The sequence below is a fragment of the Streptomyces sp. NPDC003027 genome (assembly GCF_053591435.1).
Genome location: NZ_JBSFTU010000033.1, coordinates 56,024 through 75,207 on the forward strand (window position 1 = coordinate 56,024; position 19,184 = coordinate 75,207).

Below are 19,184 nucleotides of genomic sequence, written 5' to 3' on the forward strand. Positions count from 1 at the left end.
TTACGGTGCCCAGTGACCCAAAGGCCCGTCCTTTCGTTCCCCCGTACGGGGGAACACGGGGGACCAGAGATCAGATCCGACTTCGATCGACTTCGAGGTGTACGCGATGGCCCCACCGGACAACGACGTGCTCTGGGCGCGTTCCCTGCACTACTCCCTCGGCGACACGACCGTGCTCAGCGGCGTCTCCCTGGGCGTGCGCGAGGGAGAGATCCTCGCCCTCGTCGGCCCGCGCGGCAGCGGCAAGACGGCCCTCATGCACTGCCTGTCGGGGCAGGCGGTCGCCCAGCAGGGCGAGGTCTGGTTCAACAGCACCCCTGTGCACACCATGGGTCAGGCCCAGCGCGAACGGCTCCGGCGGGATCGTTTCAGCTGGATCGACCCCGAGCCCGGGCTCGTCCCCGAGCTGACCGCCTGGGAGAACGCCGCACTGCCGCTGCTGCTGCGCGGGGTCTCCCACCGGGTGGCCAGGACCTCCGCCCTGGAGTGGCTGGAGCGGCTCGACATCGGCATGTGCGGGCGCAAGCGGCCGCACGCCCTGACCCAGTCGCAGCGCCAGCGGATCGCCATCGCCCGCGCCCTCGTCACCACCCCGTCGGTGCTGTTCGCCGACGAACCGACCGCCTCCCTGCACAGCGCCGACGGGTCGCAGGTGCTGCGCACCCTGACGGCCGCGGCCCGCTCGCACCGCATCACGGTGCTGCTCGCCACCCACGACACCGAGGTCGCCGCCCTCGCCGACCGCACGGTCGCCCTGCTCGACGGGCGCCGGGTGAGCACCGTGGCACCGACGACCGGGGCGGAGGGCGTCACCGCGTGCTCGCTCTCCGTCTAGTCCGCGGAACCCACCCCCTCGTCCTGCTGCGACGGCTCCTCGTCTCCGCGGCGTCCGCGGGGGTCGGGTTCCTGCTGCTGTGCACGCTGGGGTACGCCGTCGGCCACCCCGACGACTCGGCCGCCTCGACGCTGCGCCTGCTGTGGTGCTTCATCCCGCTGGCGGCCACCGCGCAGTTCGCGGTGGCGGTGGCGCGTACGGATCCCAGCACGCGGCCGCGGCCGGGGCTCTCGGCGGTCGGTCTCGGCCCCGCCCGGCTGACGGCCATCGCCGCCGCCTCCACGGCGGTGTCCTGCACGCTCGGCTCGATGGTCGCGCTCCTGCTCTTCCTGCATCTGCGCGGGGACATCACCGGGCTGCCGTTCGACGGGGCGGCCGCCGAGCTGCTCGCCGCCGACCGGCCGATCCCGCTGGCCGCGGCGCTCACCCTGCTCGCGATCCTGCCGGTGGTCGCCTCGACGGCGGCCGCGCTCGCCCTGCGGCCGAGGAAGCGGGTCACGCCGGAGGGCGCCGAGAGAGCGGCGCCGTCCGGGCTGCCGTGGGGCGTGGCGCTGCTCGCGGTCGGCCTCGCGGTGGAGACGTACGCGGGACAGGGCGACGGGGGCGGGGCGCTCCCGCTGCCGGGCGGCTTCGAGGGCAGCCCGGCGGGCGTCCTGGCCGGCTGGATCCTCACCGCGCTGGGCCTGGCGATGGCGGGCCCCGGCATCACCCACTGGTGCGGCCGCCTCCTCCAGGCCGCCCGCCCGGGCGCGACCCGGCTGCTCGCCGGCCGGGTCCTGATGGACGAGTCCCGCCGGATCGGACGCCCGCTCGGCGTGGTGTGCGCGGTGGCCTCCGGCGGCCTCGCGGCGGCGACGCTGTACGACACGGGGACGGCCGGCTTCGGACTGCTGACCGGCCTCGGCGCGGCGCTGGTGACGGCCTGCACGACGGCGACGCTGCTGACGACGGCCCTGGAGTCCAAGCAGTCCCGGGCGCACACGACCGAGGCCCTGCTGCGCCTCGGCGCCCCACCCACGGTCCTGCGCACGGCGGCCCTCCTGCGCGCGGGCGCCCTGCTGGCGGTGTTCCTCCCCGTGACCTGGCTGGTGGCATCACTGGCGGCGGTCCCGCTCCGGTAAGGGGGCGCGCCCTTACCGGGCCGGGGCCGGGGCGCCGGGACGGTGGCTGAGGCCGGAGCCTCTGCGGGCGTCGCCGTCCGCCCGGGGCCTATCGTGGGCGCATGGCCCGCCCTCACGACCGCGAGATCCACCACCACCGGGAATTCGCCGCGGCCGTCGCCCGCGGCTCTCTCGTCGGCCACCGGATCCAGTCGCTCGATCTGACCGACCACACCTTCGCGCTGCTGTCCGTCGCGACCACCGGCGCCGTCTTCCTCGGCTGCGAGATGCAGCCCGAGGCCGCGGCCAAGGTCCGTGCCGACGGGGCCCTGGTCTTCCCTCCCGTACCGGACCTTCCGTTCGACCCGTACCGCGCCCTGCTCTACTCCCCCGAGGAGCTCTTCGCCGGGGTGCGGGAGGAGGGGTACGAGGCGACCCCCGACGCCCTCGCGTACGCCTGGTTCCAGCGCACGAAGGACGACGGCGACATCTTCGCGTCGATGCTCCGCGCCATCCACGACGACGCGATCTCCGACGCGCTCGACGAACTGCTCGCCGGCAGCCGGGTCGTCGGTGTCATGGGCGGCCACGCCATGGCCCGGGGCACCGACGCGTACGCCGGTGCCGCCCGCCTCGGGCGGTCGCTGGCCCGCACCGGCCTGACCGTGGCGACCGGCGGCGGCCCGGGCGCGATGGAGGCCGCGAACCTGGGCGCGTACACCGCCCCGCTCGCCGACGCCGTCCTCGACGAGGCGCTCGAACTCCTCGCGAAAGCGCCGTCGTTCGCGCCGTCCGTCACCGAGTGGGCGCGCGCCGCGTTCGAGGTGCGGGTCCGCTGGCCCGGCGGCGGCGACTCGGTCGGCATTCCGACCTGGTTCTACGGCCACGAGCCGCCCAACCCGTTCGCCGGGCAGATCGCCAAGTACTTCGCCAACGCCACCCGCGAGGACGGACTGCTGGCCCGCTGCGACGGCGGGGTGGTGTTTCTTCCGGGGGCGGCCGGGACGGTGCAGGAGATCTTCGACAACTCCACGCCGAACTACTACGAGTCCCGGGGCGAGCCCACCCCGATGGTCCTGGTCGACCGGGCCCACTGGACGGAGCGGCTGCCGGCCTGGCCGTTGCTGCGCGCCCTGGCGTCGGGCCGTCCGATGGCGGCGCGCATCGCCCTGGTGGACTCGATCGACGAGGCCCCGGACGCGCTGCGCCGCCTGGCGGACGCCCGCTAGCAGCCGCTACAGCCTGCGGACGGCCTGCGCCTCGGCCCGTTCCACCGAGGCGCGGCCGTGCACATGCACGAGCGCGAGGTGGAACAGCGCCGGGGCCACCGGCGCCCAGCGGTGGATCCGGTCGGGCCGCAGCAGATAGCGGGCCACGTCGGCGGAGCGGAAGGGGACGTACTCGATGCTCTGGTGCTCCCACCGGTCGGCAACGCCCCTGCTCAACCGGGACTGGAGCTGATCACCCGTCATGTCGCCGAGTCTGGCGTAGAAGTGGGCGCTCCAGTGGCGCTTGTCGACGTCGAGGACGAAGGCGAGGAGGGAGAGCGTGTACTCGTGCGGCTCCAGTGACATCTCCTCCCGCATACCGCGCCGGGCGACGGCGTACAGGTCGGGGGCGTTGCGGCCGGCCGAGTCGATGTGCCGGGAGAGCCCCTCGTTGACGGACGAGTTCCACACGCCCGGTGCCATGCGCACCCGGTCGCTGCGGCGGCTCACGACGAGCAGGTGGTCGGAGGTGACCACGGCGATGTTGACACCGAAGCTGCACTGCAGGAAGGCCGGGGCGGTGAGCGGCTCCTCGGGGTCGAGGTAGCGGGACCGGGGGGTGGAGCCGTCCGGCAGCCGGCGGTCGAGCTGCTGGGCCGCGAGGAAGGTGTAGTAGTCGGTGGGCCGCAGCCTCAGATGGACCTCGGACCGCTCGTCGAGGGCGGTACGGGAGACCTCCAGGCTCTCCACGGCGTAGCGCGGGCCGTTCCACACCGGTGCTCGCTCACCGGCGGCGCTCGCCCGGGCCTCCTCCGCCTCGATCTCGTCGCGCCAGCCCGCCATCTCCTCCGGCAGGGCGATCTCCCCGTCGAGGACCTGGACGTGGATCGACTCGGGGGCGATGGCACGGTCCCCGTCGCCCTCGACGATCAGGGCGGAGGTGTGCAGGGGGCCCAGGGAGAACGTCGACCAGGCCCGCCCCTGCCGCTCCCGGAAGGTGAGGCTGCGGACCACCCCCGCCGACCGGCGTCTGATCCTGAACCACACGTCCTGCGTCCACTGCTGGAACAGGGTGGCGAACACGACCCCCAGGATGGCGCCGACCACTCCGTTGCCCACGTCTATTCCGCTCACGCGCAGCAGCGTAGGCCAGTTGATCAACGCCGGTGGTCGCGCCAGGCAACTTCGGCGTCCGATCCCACGTCTGACAGCCGGAACGAACCGAGAACAACCTTTTCCTGTACGCGAACGGAGCCCCCCACGTGCTCATAGGACTGCTGACCGCCGTCGCCGCCTCGATCTGCTACGGCACGGGCTCGGTGCTCCAGGCCGTCGGCTCCCGCAAGTCCGCCCGCCGGGAGGCGGCGGCGGCCGGGCAGGTCACCGGGCGCGGCGGGCCGAGCCTGCAATCCACCGCGAAGGCGGCGATGACCTGGGAGTTCGTCGTCGGCACGATCCTGGACTTCGTCGGCTTCGGGCTGGGGGCGCTCGCCGCCCGGCTGCTTCCGCTGTTCCTCTCCCAGACGGTGATCAGCGCCAACCTCGTCATCACGGCCGTCCTGAGCGTCAAGCTGCTCGGCATCCGGCTGACCCGCGCGGAGTGGACCTCGATCGGCGTGGTCTGCTCGGCCCTGGTACTGCTGGCGAGCGCGGCCGGCCCGGAGGGCAGCGGGCACACCCCGATCGCCACGCACTGGTGGCTGCTGGCCGTCTCGGTGCTGCTGATGGTGGGCGGGACGGTCGTGGTGCGGTTCCTGGGGGCGAGCGCGGCGATCCTGGCGGGCCTGCTGTCCGGTCTGGGCTTCGGCGCGCTCGGCGTCGGGGTCCGGGTGCTGAACGGCGTGGACCCGTTCGACCTGGGCGCGCTGCTCGCGGACCCGGCGCTGTACGCGATCCTCGTGGCCGGGATCGGCGGTATGTATCTGCACACGGTCGCGCTCCAGATCGGCTCGGTGAACGGGGCGACGGCTGCGCTGGTGGTCGGTGAGACCGTGCTTCCTGGGATGATCGGCGTGTGGTGGCTGGGGGACGCCTCACGTCCCGGTTTCGCCTGGCTCGCGGTGACCGGCTTCGTCCTCGCGGTCGCGGGCGCGGTGGCGGTGGCCTGGTTCGGCGCGCCGGAGGGCGATCCGGCCTCGGCGGCGCCTCCACGGGAGCCCGCACCGGAGCCCGTACGCGTCCCCTGACCCGTCCCGTACGCGTCCCCTGACCCTGTCCCGTACCTCTCCCCCGACCCGACCCGTACGCGTCCGCCGGTCCCGCCTTCGACATGGGGCGGCGGACCGTGCCGGCTCCCGGGTCAGCCGCGCTCGCCCGCCAGCACCACGACCTCGTCGGCGGCGAACGTCACCCCCACCGTCGCGCCCTCCTCCGGCGCGGCCTGGAGAGTGCACTCGGCCTCCAGGACCGGGCCGTCGGCCGGGCGGAGGAGGACGGCGACGTGGCTGCCGCGGAAGGTGCGGGCGTCGACCGTGCAGGGCAGGCCGTCCGCCGGCGCTCCGAGGCGTACTCCGGCCGCGCGGACCAGGATCTTCGCCGCGCCCTCGGCCGTCCCGTCCGGGACGGGGATCTTGCCCCAGACCGTGTCGGCGGCGCCGCCGCTCACCGTCGCGGCCACGACGTTGTCGAAGCCGAGGAAGCGGGCCACGAACTCCGAGGCGGGTCGCTGCCAGACCTCCAGCGGTGTCCCGGTCTGGGCGATCCGGCCGTCCCGCATCACCACGACCCGGTCGGCGAGCGCGAACGCCTCGCCCTGGTCGTGGGTGACGGCCAGCACCGTCGTACCCAACTGCCCGAAGAGATGCCGCAGTTCGACGACGAGCCGTTCCCGCAGCCCCCGGTCGAGCTGACCGAGCGGCTCGTCGAGCATCAGCAGCCGGGGCCGCGGGGCGAGCGCCCTGGCCAGCGCGACGCGTTGCTGCTCACCGCCCGAGAGCGAGGCGACGGCCCGCCGCCCGGCCCCGGGCAGCCCGACGAGGTCGAGCAACTCCCCCGCCCGTGCGGCCTGTTCGGCCCTGCCGAGCCCGTGCATCCGCAGCCCGAAGGCGACGTTTCCGGCCACGTCCCGCTGCGGGAAGAGCTGATGGTCCTGGAACATCAGGCCGACACCGCGCCGGTGCACCGGCACGCCCGTCTGGTCGGCGCCGGCGAGCAGCACCCGGCCGCCGTCCAGCGTCTGCAGACCGGCGACGGCCCGCAGCAGCGTGGACTTGCCGCTGCCGCTCGGCCCGAGCACACAGACGATCTCGTGCTCGGCGACCTCCAGGTCCACCGAGTCGAGCACGGCCCGCTCCCCGAACCGTACGGTCGCGTCCTTGAGCGTCAGCATCAGAACTCCCCGGAGGTCCGGTCGGTGCGCAGTCGTTCGAGGAGCAGCAGAGCCACCGCGCACACCACCATCAGAATCGTCGATAGGGCCATGGCCTGGCCGTAGTTGAGTTCGCCGGGCCGGGCGAGCAGCCGCGCCACGGCGACCGGCAGCGTCGGGTTGTCGGGCCGGGCGATGAAGACGGTCGCGCCGAACTCGCCGAGCGAGACGGCGAAGGCGAACCCGGCCGCGATGAGCAGCGCCCTGCGCACGAGCGGCAGGTCGACCTCGCGCCAGGCCCGCAGCGGTGAGGCGCCGAGGACGGCCGCCGCCTCCCGCAGCCGTTCGTCCACCGCCCGCAGCACGGGCAGCATCGTCCGTACGACGAAGGGGACGCCGACCAGCGCCTGGGCGAGCGGTACGAGGATCCAGCTGGCCCGCAGGTCGAGCGGCGGCTCGTCCAGGGTGATCAGGAACCCGAAGCCGACGGTGACGGCGGAGACTCCGAGCGGCAGCATGAGGAGCGCGTCGAAGCCGCGTACGAACCGCCCCGCCCGCCGGGTCAGGGCCGCCGCGGCGAGCCCGCCGACGGCGACGGCGATCGCGGTGGCGACCAGGGCGTACTGGAGCGAGTTCACGATGGTCTCGGCCATCGGTACGAGGAAGGTGCCGGAGGCGTCCACGGACCGCAGTGCCCGGTAGTAGTCGAGCCCGTACCCGCGCGGGGTGTCGAAGGACCGCTCGACGAGTACGCCCAGCGGCAGGACGATCAGGAGGGCGACCGACAGCAGCACGCCTCCGAAGAGCGTCCACTGGCCGGCGCCCTTCGGCCGGTGGGCGGTCCGCTCGGCCGGGACGAGCCGCAGGGCCGTCTCCCGTCCGCGTACCGTCCAGGCGTGCACGGCGAGGATCGCGCCGACCGCGGCGAACTGCGTCATCGTGAGGACGGCGGCCGTGGTGAGGTCGAAGCGGTCGACCGTCTGGCGGTAGATCTCCGTCTCCAGGGTGGAGTACGCCGGCCCGCCGAGGATCTGGACGACGGCGAAGGAGCCGGCGGTGAAGAGGAACACCATCAGCGCGGCCGCGGCGACCGCCGGGGCGAGCGCGGGGAGGGTCACGGTCCGCCAGGCGGTCCACCGGGACGCGCCGAGGACCCGGGCGGCCTCCTCCTGGCGGGGGTCGAGCTGGGCCCACAGGCCGCCGACGGTCCGGACGACGACGGCGTAGTTGAAGAAGACGTGGGCGAGGAGGATCGCCCACACGGTGGTGTCCAGGCGGACGCCCCACAGTTCGTCGAGGAGCCCGCCGCGGCCGACGAGCGCCAGGAACGCCGTGCCGACCATGACGGTGGGCAGGACGAAGGGGACGGTGACGACGGCGCGCAGCAGCGCCTTGCCGGGGAAGTCGAGGCGGGCGAAGACGTACGCGCCGGGCAGCGCGATCAGCAGGGTCAGCGCGGTGGAGGCGAGCGCCTGCCAGAGCGTGAACCAGAGGACGTCGAGGATCTCCGGCCGGGTCAGCGTCTCGCCGATCCGGCCGAACCGCCATGCCCCGTCCGCCCTGAGCCCGCGCTCGACGATCGAGGCGACGGGCCAGGCGAAGAAGAGGCCGAAGAAGGCGACGGGCACGGCCATGAGGCCGAGCCGCGTCGCGCTTCCCCGGGACGCCTCGGTCACTTCAGCACGAGCGAGGACCACGACCGGATCCACTGGTCACGCTTCTCGGCGATCTTCTCGGGCGCCATGGTGTGCGGCTCGTCGATCACCACGCCGTGCTTGGTGAAGAGCTCGGGGAGCGTCGCGTCGCTGGTGACGGGGTTGACGAACATCTGAAGCGGCATGTCCTCCTGGAACTCCTTGGAGATCAGGAAGTCGATCAGCAGCTTGCCGCCCTCGGGGTTCTTCGCCCCGTCGAGCAGTCCGGCGAACTCGGTCTGCCGGAAGCAGGTGCCCGTGGAGACGCCGGTGGGGGCGGTCTTCGGCTGCGGCTCGGAGTAGAGCACCTCGACCGGCGGGCTGGAGGCGTACGACACGACCAGCGGACGGTCGCCCTTGGCCTTCTTGCCGCCCGCGGAGCCGGAGAACTCCTGGTTGTAGGCGAGCTCCCAGCTGTCGACGGTCTTCACGCCGTTGGCCTTGAGCTTCTTCCAGTAGTCCGGCCAGCCCCCGTCGCCGTACCGGGCGGCGGTGCCGAGGAGGAAGCCGAGGCCCGGGGAGGAGCGCTCGGGGTTCTCGACGACGAGCAGGTCCTTGTACGCGGGCTCGGCCAGGTCGTCGAAGGTCTGCGGGGGCGCGAGCTTCTTGTCGGCGAAGTACTTCTTGTCGTAGTTGACGCAGATGTCGCCGGTGTCGACCGGGGTGACGCGGTGCTCCTTGTCGATCCGGAGCCCGGCGGGGACCCGGTCGAGGCCCTTCGCCTCGTACGGGACGAAGATGCCGTTGTCGAGCGCGCGGGACAGGAGGGTGTTGTCGACGCCGAAGAAGACGTCGCCCTGCGGGGAGCCCTTGGTCAGGATCTCCTTGTTGACGGCCTCACCGGCGTCGCCGCTCTTGAGGACCTTGACCGTCAAACCGGTCTTCCGCGTGAACTCGGCCAGCACCTCCTTGGAGGCGTTGAAGGAGTCGTGACTCACGAGGGTCACGGTCTTGGGCGCACGGCTGTCGCCCTGGTCGCCGGAGCCGCCGCACGCGGCGAGCGTGGTGACGCCCAGCGCGGCGACGAGCGCGCCCGCGGCGATCTTCTTGGTGCTCACTGAGATTCCTCCTGGGTATGACCAGGAAGAGACGCGGCCCTGCCCACCCGAGGGTGGGCAGGGCGCAACAGCTCGAGTAACGACCGAACTTCCTACCCAGAATGACCTGGGCGAGGTTCAGAGGGTCTGCGGTCCTTCGACCGCACTCTCAGCGCTGTGGCGCTCCCCTGTCGGAATATGGAGATGTGTTCGAGCTCAGACTACAAGGTCAGCGTTCGGTGGCGGCGAGCTGTCCACAGGCGCCGTCGATCTCCTGACCGCGGGTGTCGCGTACGGTCACCGGCACGCCGTGGGCGGCGATGGCCTCGACGAACGCCTTCTCGTCCTCGGGACGGGAGGCGGTCCACTTGGACCCGGGGGTCGGGTTCAGCGGGATGAGGTTGACGTGCACGCGCTTGCCCCTGAGGAGCCGTCCGAGCAGGTCGCCTCGCCAGGCCTGGTCGTTGATGTCCCGGATGAGGGCGTACTCGATGGAGATCCGGCGGCCGGACTTCTCCGCGTACTCCCAGGCGGCGTCGAGGACCTCGCGGACCTTCCAGCGGGTGTTGACCGGCACGAGGGTGTCGCGCAGCTCGTCGTCGGGCGCGTGCAGCGAGACGGCGAGCCGGCACTTGAAGCCCTCGTCGGCGAAGCGCAGCATCGCGGGCACGAGGCCGACGGTGGAGACGGTGATCCCGCGCTGCGAGAGCCCCAGCCCGTCGGGCTCGGGGTCGGTCAGCCGCCGGATCGCCCCGACGACGCGCTTGTAGTTGGCGAGCGGCTCACCCATGCCCATGAAGACGATGTTGCTGAGCCGCGCCGGCCCTCCGGGCATCTCGCCGTCGCGCAGCGCCCGCATCCCGTCGACGATCTGGTGCACGATCTCGGCGGTCGACAGGTTCCGGTCGAGCCCGGCCTGCCCGGTGGCGCAGAAGGGGCAGTTCATCCCGCAGCCGGCCTGCGAGGAGATGCACATGGTGACCCGGTCGGGGTACCGCATGAGGACGGACTCGACGAGGGTGCCGTCGTGCAGCCGCCACAGGGTCTTGCGGGTGGTGTCGTCGTCGCACGAGATGTGCCGGACGACGGACATCAGGTCGGGCAGCAGCTCGCCCTGCAGCTTCTCGCGGGAGCCGGCGGGGATGTCGGTCCACTCGGCGGGGTCATGGGCGTACCGCGCGAAGTAGTGCGTGGACAGCTGCTTGGCGCGGAACGGCTTCTCGCCGATCGCGGCGACGGCTTCCTTGCGCTCGGCGGGCGTGAGGTCGGCGAGGTGCCGCGGCGGCTTCTTGGCTCCGCGGGGCGCGACGAAAGTGAGTTCTCCGGGCTTGGGCATGGTCCTACCAGTGTCGCAGACGCGCGCCGGTGGCCCGGGGCACGGAAACGGGCGGGTGATCGCGGCGGCGGAGTGGGTACGCCGCACGGGCCGGGCGGGGCGCGAACGCCGTACGGGCCGGTTCGGGGCGCCCCTCCCCCCGGCCCTACCGCGGGCGGGGCGCGAACGCCGTACGGGCCGGTTCCGGGGCCTCTCCCCCCGGCCCTACCGCGGTCGGGTCCGGTCCGCGCTGCCGCCGGGGCCGAGGAGGTCGGTGGGGGCGAGGTCGTCCTCGTCGAGGTGGGACAGGGCGCGCCGGGCGCGGAGGGTGACGAACGCGGGCAGCAGCGGGCCGGCCGCCGGCACGAGGCGCAGCCAGGGCGGCAGGCTCACGACGGCGCTGCGGCGCTCGATGCCCCTGGCCAGCCGCTCGCCGACCCGGTCGACGCGGTGGACATGGGAGGCGGGCCACGGCAGCCGGTGCCGCAGCTCGCGCATCACACGGTGGTCGTCGGCCGCCCGGATCATGCCGGTGTCGTGCCAGGTCAGCCGGGCCACGCCCACCGCCACGCCGCGGTGCGCGACCTCCGCCCCCAGGGCGCGGGTGAACGCCTCCGCGCCGGCCTTCGACGCGGCGTACGCCGACATCATCGGCGACGGCGCGATCGCCGCGAGCGACGAGACCTGCAGGTAGTAGCCGTGGGTCGCCGACAGGGCGGGCAGGAAGACGCGCGCCGTGACGGCGCTGCCGATGAGGTTGACCTCGACGATCCGCCGCCAGGTGTCGGGGGCGATCCGGTCGAACGGGCCGCCGGCGGCGATCCCCGCGTTGGCGACAACGACCGACGCGGGCCCCAGCCGCCGCTCGACCTCCTCCGCCACGGCGGTCATCCGCCGCTCGTCGGTCACATCGGCCCGCCAGTGGTGGGCGGTGCCGCCCGCCTCGCGGCAGCGGGCCGCCACCCGGGCCAGTTCCGCCTCCTCGTGACCGAGGAGGGCGACGCGCGCCCCGCGCCGGGCGAGGGCCACGGCCACCCGCTCCCCCACTCCGCGCGCCGCGCCCGTCACGACCGCCGTACGGCCCCGCAGTGGTGAACCCCGGCTCATGGGTCCACGGTAGGCAGGTGGGGGATGTTCCGCGCGGGAGCGGGAACCCGCTCGCTCGACGACCGACTTCTCACCCGGGAGGACCCCATGGCCGTACGACACCAGTTGATCCGCCGGAGCCCGGAGACCGTCTGGGCGGTCCTCGCGGACCCGTCTCGCTACAACGAGTGGGTGGTGGGCACCTCGGAGTCGGATCCCCTGGACGGCGACTGGCCCCGGGTGGGCTCCCGGCTGCGGTACACGGTCCGGGTCGGACCGTGGTCGGGCAGCGGCGAGACCATCGTGCGCCGCTGCGAGCCCGGGACCGTCCTGGAGCTGGAGGCCGTCGCCCAGGGCATCGGAACCGCCCGGGTCGCGCTCGAACTCCGCCCGTGGGGCGAGGAGTGCCTGGTCATCTGCGACGAGCATCCCCTGCGCGGACTGGGCGGACGCTGGCACAACACACTGTCGGACGCGCTGATCCAGCTGCGCCACCGGGACATGCTCTCCCGGCTGGCCAGAACCGTCGAGAACGAGCCGGGAGACGGCCCTGCCTCCGGTGAACGGGCGGGTGACACGGCGGCCGCCCCGCCGCGGGCGGTGTGACCGGTGCCCGATGCCGTGGTGATCGGGGCCGGCCCCAACGGTCTCGTCGCCGCCAATCTCCTCGCGGACGCCGGGTGGAGCGTGGAGGTCCTGGAGGAACAGCCCGAGCCGGGCGGCGCGGTCCGCAGCGACCGGGGCGTCCACCCCGACTACGTCCACGATCTGTTCAGCGCCTTCTATCCGCTGGCCGCCGCCTCCCCCGTGCTGGCCCGCCTCGACCTGGCCCGCCACGGCCTGCGCTGGAGCCACGCCCCGCGGGTGCTCGCGCATCCGCTGCGCGACGGCAGCTGCGCGGTGCTCGCGCGGGACGTGGAGGACACGGCGGCGGGTCTGGAGGCGTTCGCCGACGGCGACGGCGACGCCTGGCGGGGCATGTACGCGGTGTGGGACCGGCTGGGCGCGGACATCAGACACGCCCTGTTCACCCCGTTCCCGCCCGTTCTGGCCACGCTGCGTCTCGCGACCCGGATGAGCCCGCCGGCCGCGCTGCGGCTGGCCAGGAACCTGTCGCTGCCGGTGCGCCGGCTGGGCGAGGAGGAGTTCCGCGGGGAGGGGGGACGGCTGCTCCTGGCGGGCAACGCGCTGCACGCCGATCTGGCCCCGGAGGCCGCGGGCAGCGGAGGGTTCGGGTGGCTGATGTCGATGCTCGGCCAGAGCCACGGCTTCCCGGTGCCGGTGGGCGGTGCCGGGGCGCTGACCGCCGCCCTGGTCCGCCGCCTGTCGGCGCTCGGCGGTGCGGTGCGGTGCGGGGAGCGGGTGGTGTCGGTCGTCGTACGGGAGGGCAGGGCGGTGGCGGCCCGTACGGCGGCCGGTGAGGAGGTGCCCGCGCGGCGGGCCGTGCTCGCCGATGTGTCGGCGCCCGCCCTCTTCGGGCGGCTGGTCGACCCGGCGCATCTGCCGGACCGTCTGCTGCGCGACATCCGGCGCTTCCAGTGGGACTTCGCCACCTTCAAGGTCGACTGGGCGCTCGACTCGCCCGTGCCGTGGACGGCGCCCGCGGCGGCGACGGCCGGAACCGTGCACCTGGCCGACGGGGTGGACGGACTGACCAGGTTCGCCGCCCAGATCTCCATGGGGCTCGTCCCCGACGAGCCGTTCGCGCTCTTCGGCCAGATGACCACGGCGGATCCGGGGCGGTCACCGGCCGGGACCGAGTCGGCGTGGGCGTACACGCACCTGCCGCAGCACATCCGGGGCGACGCCGGACCCGACGGGATCACCGGAGCCTGGAACACCCGGGAGCGGGAGGCGATGGCGTACCGCGTGGAGGCGCAGGTGGAGCGGTACGCCCCCGGATTCCGTGACCGGATCCGGTCGCGGCGCGTCCTGGCCCCGCCGACGCTGGAGTCGATGGACGCCAATCTGCGCCGCGGTGCCATCAACGGCGGTACGGCCTCGCTCCACCAGCAGCTCGTCTTCCGCCCCACGCCGGGCACCGGGCGCCCGGAGACGCCGGTCAAGGGCCTCTATCTGGCCTCCGCCTCGGCCCACCCGGGCGGCGGGGTCCACGGCGCACCGGGCGCCAACGCGGCGCGGGCCGCGCTGCGCGGCCGCCTGCTCCGCCGACGATGACGGCGATGACGGCGATGACGACGGCGAAAGGGCCCGCCGTGGGACGGCGGGCCCTTCGTCGTACGTATGCGGAGGCGCGGGTCAGGTCGTACCGACGAAGATCACGAGCAGCAGCCAGACCACCGGAGCCGTCGGAAGCAGCGAGTCCAGCCGGTCCATGATGCCGCCGTGCCCCGGCAGCAGGGTGCCCATGTCCTTGATGCCCAGGTCCCGCTTGATCATCGACTCGCCGAGGTCACCGAGCGTCGCGCTCGCCGCCACCGCCAGGCCGAGGACGAGCCCCTGCCACCACGTGCCGTCCTCGATGAGGAACTGCATGCACAGCGCGCCGGCCCCCATCGCGAAGGCCACCGCCCCGAGCAGTCCCTCACGGGTCTTTCCGGGGCTGATGCGCGGTGCCAGCTTGTGCTTCCCGAAGCGCCAGCCGATCGCGTACGCGCCGGTGTCGCTGACCACGGTCAGCACCAGGAACATCAGCACTCGCTGCGGTCCGTCGTCGGCGGTGAGCATCAGCGCCACGAACGTCGCCAGGAACGGTACGTAGAACGCGGCGAAGACGCCCGCCGTGACGTCCTTCAGATAGCCCTCGGGCGGCTCGGTCATACGCCAGACCAGCACCGCCAGAGCGGTCAGCGCCATGGCGACCCAGGCACCTTCCGCGCCCCGCACATAGCCGGCGACGACCATCGCCGCGCCGCCGAGCGCGAGCGGAACCAGCGGCGCCTTGATGCCCTTGCGTTCCTGGAGGCGGGAGGTGAGCTCCCACAGACCGACCACCACGGCGACCGCTATGACGCCGACGAACGCGGCCTTCCAGATGAACAGCGACGCGATGATGACGGCGCCGAGCCCGAGCCCGACTCCTATGGCCGCGCCCAGGTCCCGCCCCGCGGTCTTCTTCTTCGGGGTGGCGGGCTGGGGCGGGCTGGACATGGGCTCCTGCGGGTGCTCGTTCGGCGTCTCGGCACCGAACGGGGGACCGCTCCGCTGAGCGGCCCCCCGATCGTGGTCGTCCTGGTGGTCGCCGGCGGGGACGTCGGGCACGATGGGCATGGGCCGAGTCTGCGCCGCCTGCCGCCCATCGTATGCGGGACCCGCCGGGGCAGGCCCCTGGTGGGGCTCCCGGTAGCCGGAACCGGCCGGGGCCCCCCAGGAAGAGTCGTTCATCAGACCTCGAGCAGCTCGGCTTCCTTGTGCTTGAGCAGCTCGTCCACCTGCGTGACGTACTTCGCGGTGGTGTCGTCGAGCTCCTTCTCGCCGCGGCGGCCCTCGTCCTCACCGACCTCGCCGTCCTTGACCAGCTTGTCGATGGTCTCCTTCGCCTTGCGGCGGACGGAGCGGATGGAGATCTTCGAGTCCTCGGCCTTGCTCTTGGCGACCTTGATGTACTCGCGGCGGCGCTCCTCGGTGAGCTCGGGGAACACCACACGGATGATGTTGCCGTCGTTGCTCGGGTTGACGCCGAGGTCGGAGTCGCGGATCGCCTGCTCGATGTTGCGCAGCGCGCTCTTGTCGAACGGGGTCACCACGGCCATACGCGGCTCGGGCACCGAGAAGGACGCCAGCTGGTTGATGGGCGTGATGGCGCCGTAGTAGTCCGCCACGATCTTGTTGAACATCGCCGGGTGCGCACGGCCGGTGCGGATCGCGGCGAAGTCCTCCTTGGCGACCACGACGGCCTTCTCCATCTTCTCCTCGGCCTCGAGGAGGGTCTCTTCGATCACCAGTTGCTCCTGCGTGTCGTCGCGTCTTGTCCTGCACGGTGTACGACCGGCAGGGCTCTGTCCATCCCCTCGCGGGGCGGTACCCGGTTCGAGCCGAGGCTCAGGCCCGGGTGCCCTGGTCGCTCACGAGAGTGCCGATCTTCTCACCCTTCACCGCGCGCGCGATATTGCCCTCGGCGAGCAGTTCGAAGACGAGGATCGGGAGGTTGTTGTCCCGGCACAGGGTGATGGCGGTGGCGTCCGCGACCTTGAGGTCGCGGGAGAGCACCTCGCCGTACTCCAGTGCGTCGAACTTGACCGCGTCGGGGTTGGCCTTCGGGTCGGAGTCGTAGACCCCGTCCACGCCGTTCTTGCCCATGAGCAGGGCTTCGGCGTCGATCTCCAGGGCGCGCTGGGCGGCCGTGGTGTCGGTGGAGAAGTAGGGCATGCCCATACCGGCGCCGAAGATGACGACGCGGCCCTTCTCCAGGTGGCGCACGGCGCGCAGCGGGATGTACGGCTCCGCGACCTGACCCATGGTGATGGCGGTCTGGACGCGGGAGTCGATGCCCTCCTTCTCCAGGAAGTCCTGGAGGGCGAGGCAGTTCATGACCGTGCCGAGCATGCCCATGTAGTCGGAGCGCGCCCGGTCCATGCCGCGCACCTGCAGCTCCGCGCCGCGGAAGAAGTTCCCGCCGCCGATCACGATCGCGATCTCCGCGCCGTCGCGAACGACCGCGGCGATCTCGCGTGCGATCTTGTGCACGACGTCGGGGTCGACGCCGAGCCCGCCGCCGCCGGCGAATGCCTCACCGGACAGCTTCAGCATGAAGCGGCCGGCCTTTTTGCCGTGGTTGTCGTCGCCCTGTGCGGCGCCCTGATTCATGGAGATCTCCTCGTGCACATACGAAGAAGGCCATTGCCTTGGGTCCTTGCGGTTTCCCCTACGGCAATGGCCTCCTCGTCAGATCTGCGGTCGTCCTACGCGAACGCGGACAACTGCTTCAGACCCTACCGGGGTCCGGTGTCCGTTGCGTACGGACTCAGATGCCGACCTTGATGCGCGTGAAGCGCTTCAGGGTGACGCCGGCCTCGTCCAGGATCTGCTGGACGGACTTCTTGTTGTCGAGCGCGTACGGCTGGCCGAGCAGCGTGGCGTCCTTGAAGAAGCCGTTGACGCGACCCTCGACGATCTTCGGGAGCGCGGCCTCGGGCTTGCCCTCGGCGCGGGTGGTCTCCTCGGCGACGCGACGCTCGGTCTCGACGACCTCGGCCGGAACGTCCTCACGGGTGAGGTACTTCGGCGCGAAGGCGGCGATGTGCTGCGCGACACCCTTGGCGATGGCCGCGATGTCGTCGGTGGCCTTGTCGAACTCGACCAGGACACCGATCTGCGGGGGCAGGTCGGGCATGGTGCGGTGCATGTAGGCCGTGACGTAGCCGTCGGCGTACTGCGCGAAGCGGTCGAGGACGATCTTCTCGCCGAGGTTGGCGTTGGCCTCGTCGACGAACGCCTGCACGGTCTTGCCGGGCTCGATCTCGGAGGCGAGCAGCGCCTCCAGGTCGGCCGGGGAGGTGGCGGCGACGTGCTCGGCGAGCTTGTTGGCGACGGCCTGGAACTTGTCACCCTTGGCGACGAAGTCCGTCTCGCACTTCAGCTCGACGAGGACACCGGAGGTGTTGTCGTCGGCGATGAGGGAGACGACGGCGCCGTTCTCGGCGGAGCGGCCCTCGCGCTTGGCGACGCCCTTCTGGCCCTTGATGCGCAGGGCCTCGACGGCCTTGTCGACGTTGCCGTCGGCCTCGTCGAGCGCCTTCTTGCAGTCCATCATGCCGGCGCCGGTGAGCTCACGGAGCTTCTTGACGTCAGCGGCGGTGTAGTTCGCCATGAGTCTGAGTTTCTCTCTCGAAGTCTGAAAGATCTACGGGTGGACGGCGGGGGCTTCGTGGGCCCCCGCCGTCGTCATCCGAACCATCCGAACCAGCCCGGCAGGTGAAGGCCGGGCCGTGGATCAGGCCTGCTCGGCCTCGGCGGCCGGAGCCTCGGCCTCAGCGGCCGGGGCCTCGGCGGCGGGCGCCTCGGTCTCGGCGGCGGGCGCCTCAGCGGCGGCCTCGGCCGGCTTCTCGGCCTCGACGGTCTCGTCGGCCTTCTTCTCGCCCTCGAGCAGGTCGCGCTCCCACTCGGCGAGCGGCTCGCCCGCGGCCTTCTCGCCCGGCTTCGAGTCGCCGGTCGCGGCGCCGGAACGGGCGATGAGGCCCTCGGCGACGGCGTCGGCGATCACGCGGGTGAGCAGGGTGACGGAGCGGATCGCGTCGTCGTTGCCCGGGATCTTGTAGTCGACCTCGTCGGGGTCGCAGTTGGTGTCGAGGATCGCGACGACCGGGATGTGGAGCTTGCGCGCCTCACCGACGGCGATGTGCTCCTTCTTGGTGTCGACGATCCAGACGGCGCTCGGCACCTTCTGCATCTCGCGGATACCACCGAGGGTCTTCTCCAGCTTGGCCTTCTCGCGGGAGAGGACCAGGAGCTCCTTCTTGGTGAGACCCGAGGCGGCGACGTCCTCGAAGTCGATCTGCTCGAGCTCCTTGAGGCGCTGCAGACGCTTGTAGACGGTGGAGAAGTTGGTGAGCATGCCACCGAGCCAACGCTGGTTGACGTACGGCATGCCGACACGCGTCGCCTGCTCGGCGATGGCCTCCTGGGCCTGCTTCTTCGTACCGACGAACATGATGGAGCCGCCGTGCGCGACGGTCTCCTTGACGAACTCGTAGGCGCGGTCGATGTACGACAGCGACTGGAGCAGGTCGATGATGTAGATGCCGTTGCGCTCGGTGAAGATGAAGCGCTTCATCTTCGGGTTCCAGCGACGGGTCTGGTGACCGAAGTGGACGCCGCTCTCCAGCAGCTCCCGCATCGTGACGACGGCCATGGCCGTATCTCCTTGGGTTTCTCGGTTATGTCCTGACACCCCGGCGCGCCGTGCCGCAAGGGACCGAAAGGCGCTCCACGACCTGTGAGGGTGGTGGCGGGGCGTGCGAAGTCGACCCGGTGACCCGGATCGCCATAGGAAGTGTACGGGACCCGGGGGGCACCGGGTGACGGCGCTGTCCACAACCGGCCCGTCGTCCACAGATACCGTCCATGATCCCCACGAACCGGACGGCCCCGGGATCGTGGCGTCCATGCACCTGACGACACTGCTGCTCACCCTCACCCTGGTGTGGCCCGTGGGGCCACCGCCCCCGGAGATCCTCCGCGGCTGGGACCCACCCGCCGGCCCGTACGCCCCCGGCCACCGCGGCCTCGACCTCGCGGCCCCACCGGGCACCCCCGTCCACGCGACGGCCTCCGGCACGGTCACCTTCGCCGGCCCCGTCGGCGGCCGCGGAGTCCTGACCGTGACCCTGCCGGGCACCGACAGCCCGCCCCTGCGCACCACCTACAGCCCCGTGACACCCCTGGTGGCGGCGGGCACCACCGTCACCCGCGGCCAGCCGGTGGCCACCGTCGCCGCCCCGGACGCCGACACTCCCCACTGCCCGGAGTCCTGCCTCCACTGGGGCCTGCTCCGCGGCGACACCTACCTCAACCCCCTGCTCCTGCTCCGGACGGGCCCGTCCCGCCTGCTGCCGGTGACAGGGGTGCCGTAGAACCCGCGGCCCGGAAGCTCACCGAGGGTGCCTTCGGGGTCGGCACCCGCTGGCGCGAGACCCGCAGGAT

18 protein-coding genes are annotated in these 19,184 nt (G+C 72.4%); 7 read left to right on the plus strand and 11 right to left on the minus strand.

The genetic code is table 11. From position 1 onward, the window contains the following. Positions 1 to 106 precede the first annotated feature (106 nt). The 3 genes from ACWDX6_RS22410 (at position 107) to ACWDX6_RS22420 (ending at position 3,164) form a co-directional block, all read left to right on the plus strand. Positions 107 to 835, plus strand: a complete 729-nt coding sequence (locus ACWDX6_RS22410) for an ABC transporter ATP-binding protein (protein WP_451486660.1) — start codon at positions 107 to 109, stop codon at positions 833 to 835. Next, entirely contained in the window at positions 817 to 1,956 is a 1,140-nt protein-coding gene (locus tag ACWDX6_RS22415; protein ID WP_451486661.1) for a hypothetical protein, read from the plus strand. Before ACWDX6_RS22410 ends, ACWDX6_RS22415 begins: the two co-directional genes overlap by 19 nt. A gap of 101 nt (positions 1,957 to 2,057) precedes the next feature. Next, a complete protein-coding gene (locus ACWDX6_RS22420; protein ID WP_451486662.1) occupies positions 2,058 to 3,164 on the plus strand; it encodes an LOG family protein in 1,107 nt (368 codons plus the stop codon). A 6-nt stretch (positions 3,165 to 3,170) separates the two neighbouring features. Here ACWDX6_RS22420 and ACWDX6_RS22425 read toward each other — a convergent pair whose 3' ends face one another. Further along, positions 3,171 to 4,277 carry a hypothetical protein gene (locus tag ACWDX6_RS22425; RefSeq protein WP_451486663.1) on the minus strand — a complete coding sequence of 369 codons (1,107 nt, stop codon included), beginning with the start codon at positions 4,275 to 4,277 and terminating at the stop codon, positions 3,171 to 3,173. A gap of 128 nt (positions 4,278 to 4,405) precedes the next feature. Here ACWDX6_RS22425 and ACWDX6_RS22430 point away from each other — a divergent pair, with 128 nt between their 5' ends. After that, on the plus strand, positions 4,406 to 5,329 hold the full coding sequence (locus tag ACWDX6_RS22430) for a hypothetical protein (protein WP_451486664.1): 924 nt from the start codon (positions 4,406 to 4,408) through the stop codon (positions 5,327 to 5,329). Between the two features lie 113 nt (positions 5,330 to 5,442). On the opposite strand, the gene ACWDX6_RS22435 is transcribed toward ACWDX6_RS22430, so the two are convergent. The 5 genes from ACWDX6_RS22435 to ACWDX6_RS22455 form a co-directional block, all read right to left on the minus strand. Further along, positions 5,443 to 6,471: an ABC transporter ATP-binding protein gene (locus ACWDX6_RS22435; RefSeq protein ID WP_451486665.1), complete on the minus strand. Its 1,029-nt coding sequence runs from the start codon at positions 6,469 to 6,471 to the stop codon at positions 5,443 to 5,445. Continuing rightward, complete coding sequence (locus ACWDX6_RS22440) at positions 6,471 to 8,084, minus strand: ABC transporter permease (RefSeq protein WP_451486673.1); 1,614 nt, start codon at positions 8,082 to 8,084, stop codon at positions 6,471 to 6,473. Before ACWDX6_RS22440 ends, ACWDX6_RS22435 begins: the two co-directional genes overlap by 1 nt. A 38-nt stretch (positions 8,085 to 8,122) precedes the next feature. Further along, entirely contained in the window at positions 8,123 to 9,202 is a 1,080-nt protein-coding gene (locus tag ACWDX6_RS22445; protein ID WP_451486666.1) for a thiamine ABC transporter substrate-binding protein, read from the minus strand. A 208-nt stretch (positions 9,203 to 9,410) separates the two neighbouring features. Then, complete coding sequence (gene rlmN, locus ACWDX6_RS22450; protein ID WP_451486667.1) at positions 9,411 to 10,517, minus strand: 23S rRNA (adenine(2503)-C(2))-methyltransferase RlmN; 1,107 nt, start codon at positions 10,515 to 10,517, stop codon at positions 9,411 to 9,413. A gap of 204 nt (positions 10,518 to 10,721) precedes the next feature. Beyond that, a complete protein-coding gene (locus ACWDX6_RS22455) occupies positions 10,722 to 11,603 on the minus strand; it encodes an SDR family oxidoreductase (protein WP_451486668.1) in 882 nt (293 codons plus the stop codon). An 87-nt stretch (positions 11,604 to 11,690) separates the two neighbouring features. On the opposite strand from ACWDX6_RS22455, the gene ACWDX6_RS22460 reads away from it, so the two are divergent. Next, positions 11,691 to 12,188 carry an SRPBCC family protein gene (locus ACWDX6_RS22460; RefSeq protein WP_451486669.1) on the plus strand — a complete coding sequence of 166 codons (498 nt, stop codon included), beginning with the start codon at positions 11,691 to 11,693 and terminating at the stop codon, positions 12,186 to 12,188. Between the two features lie 3 nt (positions 12,189 to 12,191). Further along, positions 12,192 to 13,760, plus strand: coding sequence for a phytoene desaturase family protein (locus tag ACWDX6_RS22465; protein ID WP_451486670.1), 1,569 nt, complete (start codon positions 12,192 to 12,194; stop codon positions 13,758 to 13,760). Between the two features lie 81 nt (positions 13,761 to 13,841). Here the strand turns inward: ACWDX6_RS22465 and ACWDX6_RS22470 are convergent, their stop codons facing one another. From ACWDX6_RS22470 to rpsB, 5 genes are all read right to left on the minus strand, one after another. Next, a complete protein-coding gene (locus tag ACWDX6_RS22470; protein ID WP_451486671.1) occupies positions 13,842 to 14,927 on the minus strand; it encodes a phosphatidate cytidylyltransferase in 1,086 nt (361 codons plus the stop codon). After that, positions 14,927 to 15,484 (minus strand): ribosome recycling factor, encoded by a 558-nt coding sequence (frr, locus tag ACWDX6_RS22475; protein ID WP_361759870.1) that lies wholly within the window; start codon positions 15,482 to 15,484, stop codon positions 14,927 to 14,929. The genes ACWDX6_RS22470 and frr overlap by 1 nt, the downstream gene beginning before the upstream one ends. 100 nt (positions 15,485 to 15,584) lie before the next feature. Continuing rightward, positions 15,585 to 16,349, minus strand: a complete 765-nt coding sequence (pyrH, locus tag ACWDX6_RS22480) for a UMP kinase (protein WP_403294550.1) — start codon at positions 16,347 to 16,349, stop codon at positions 15,585 to 15,587. Between the two features lie 157 nt (positions 16,350 to 16,506). Further along, complete coding sequence (gene tsf / locus ACWDX6_RS22485; RefSeq protein ID WP_403294551.1) at positions 16,507 to 17,352, minus strand: translation elongation factor Ts; 846 nt, start codon at positions 17,350 to 17,352, stop codon at positions 16,507 to 16,509. A 123-nt stretch (positions 17,353 to 17,475) separates the two neighbouring features. After that, a complete protein-coding gene (rpsB, locus tag ACWDX6_RS22490) occupies positions 17,476 to 18,393 on the minus strand; it encodes a 30S ribosomal protein S2 (protein ID WP_215066481.1) in 918 nt (305 codons plus the stop codon). A 253-nt stretch (positions 18,394 to 18,646) separates the two neighbouring features. On the opposite strand from rpsB, the gene ACWDX6_RS22495 reads away from it, so the two are divergent. After that, on the plus strand, positions 18,647 to 19,114 hold the full coding sequence (locus ACWDX6_RS22495) for a M23 family metallopeptidase (RefSeq protein ID WP_451486672.1): 468 nt from the start codon (positions 18,647 to 18,649) through the stop codon (positions 19,112 to 19,114). Positions 19,115 to 19,184 lie beyond the last annotated feature (70 nt).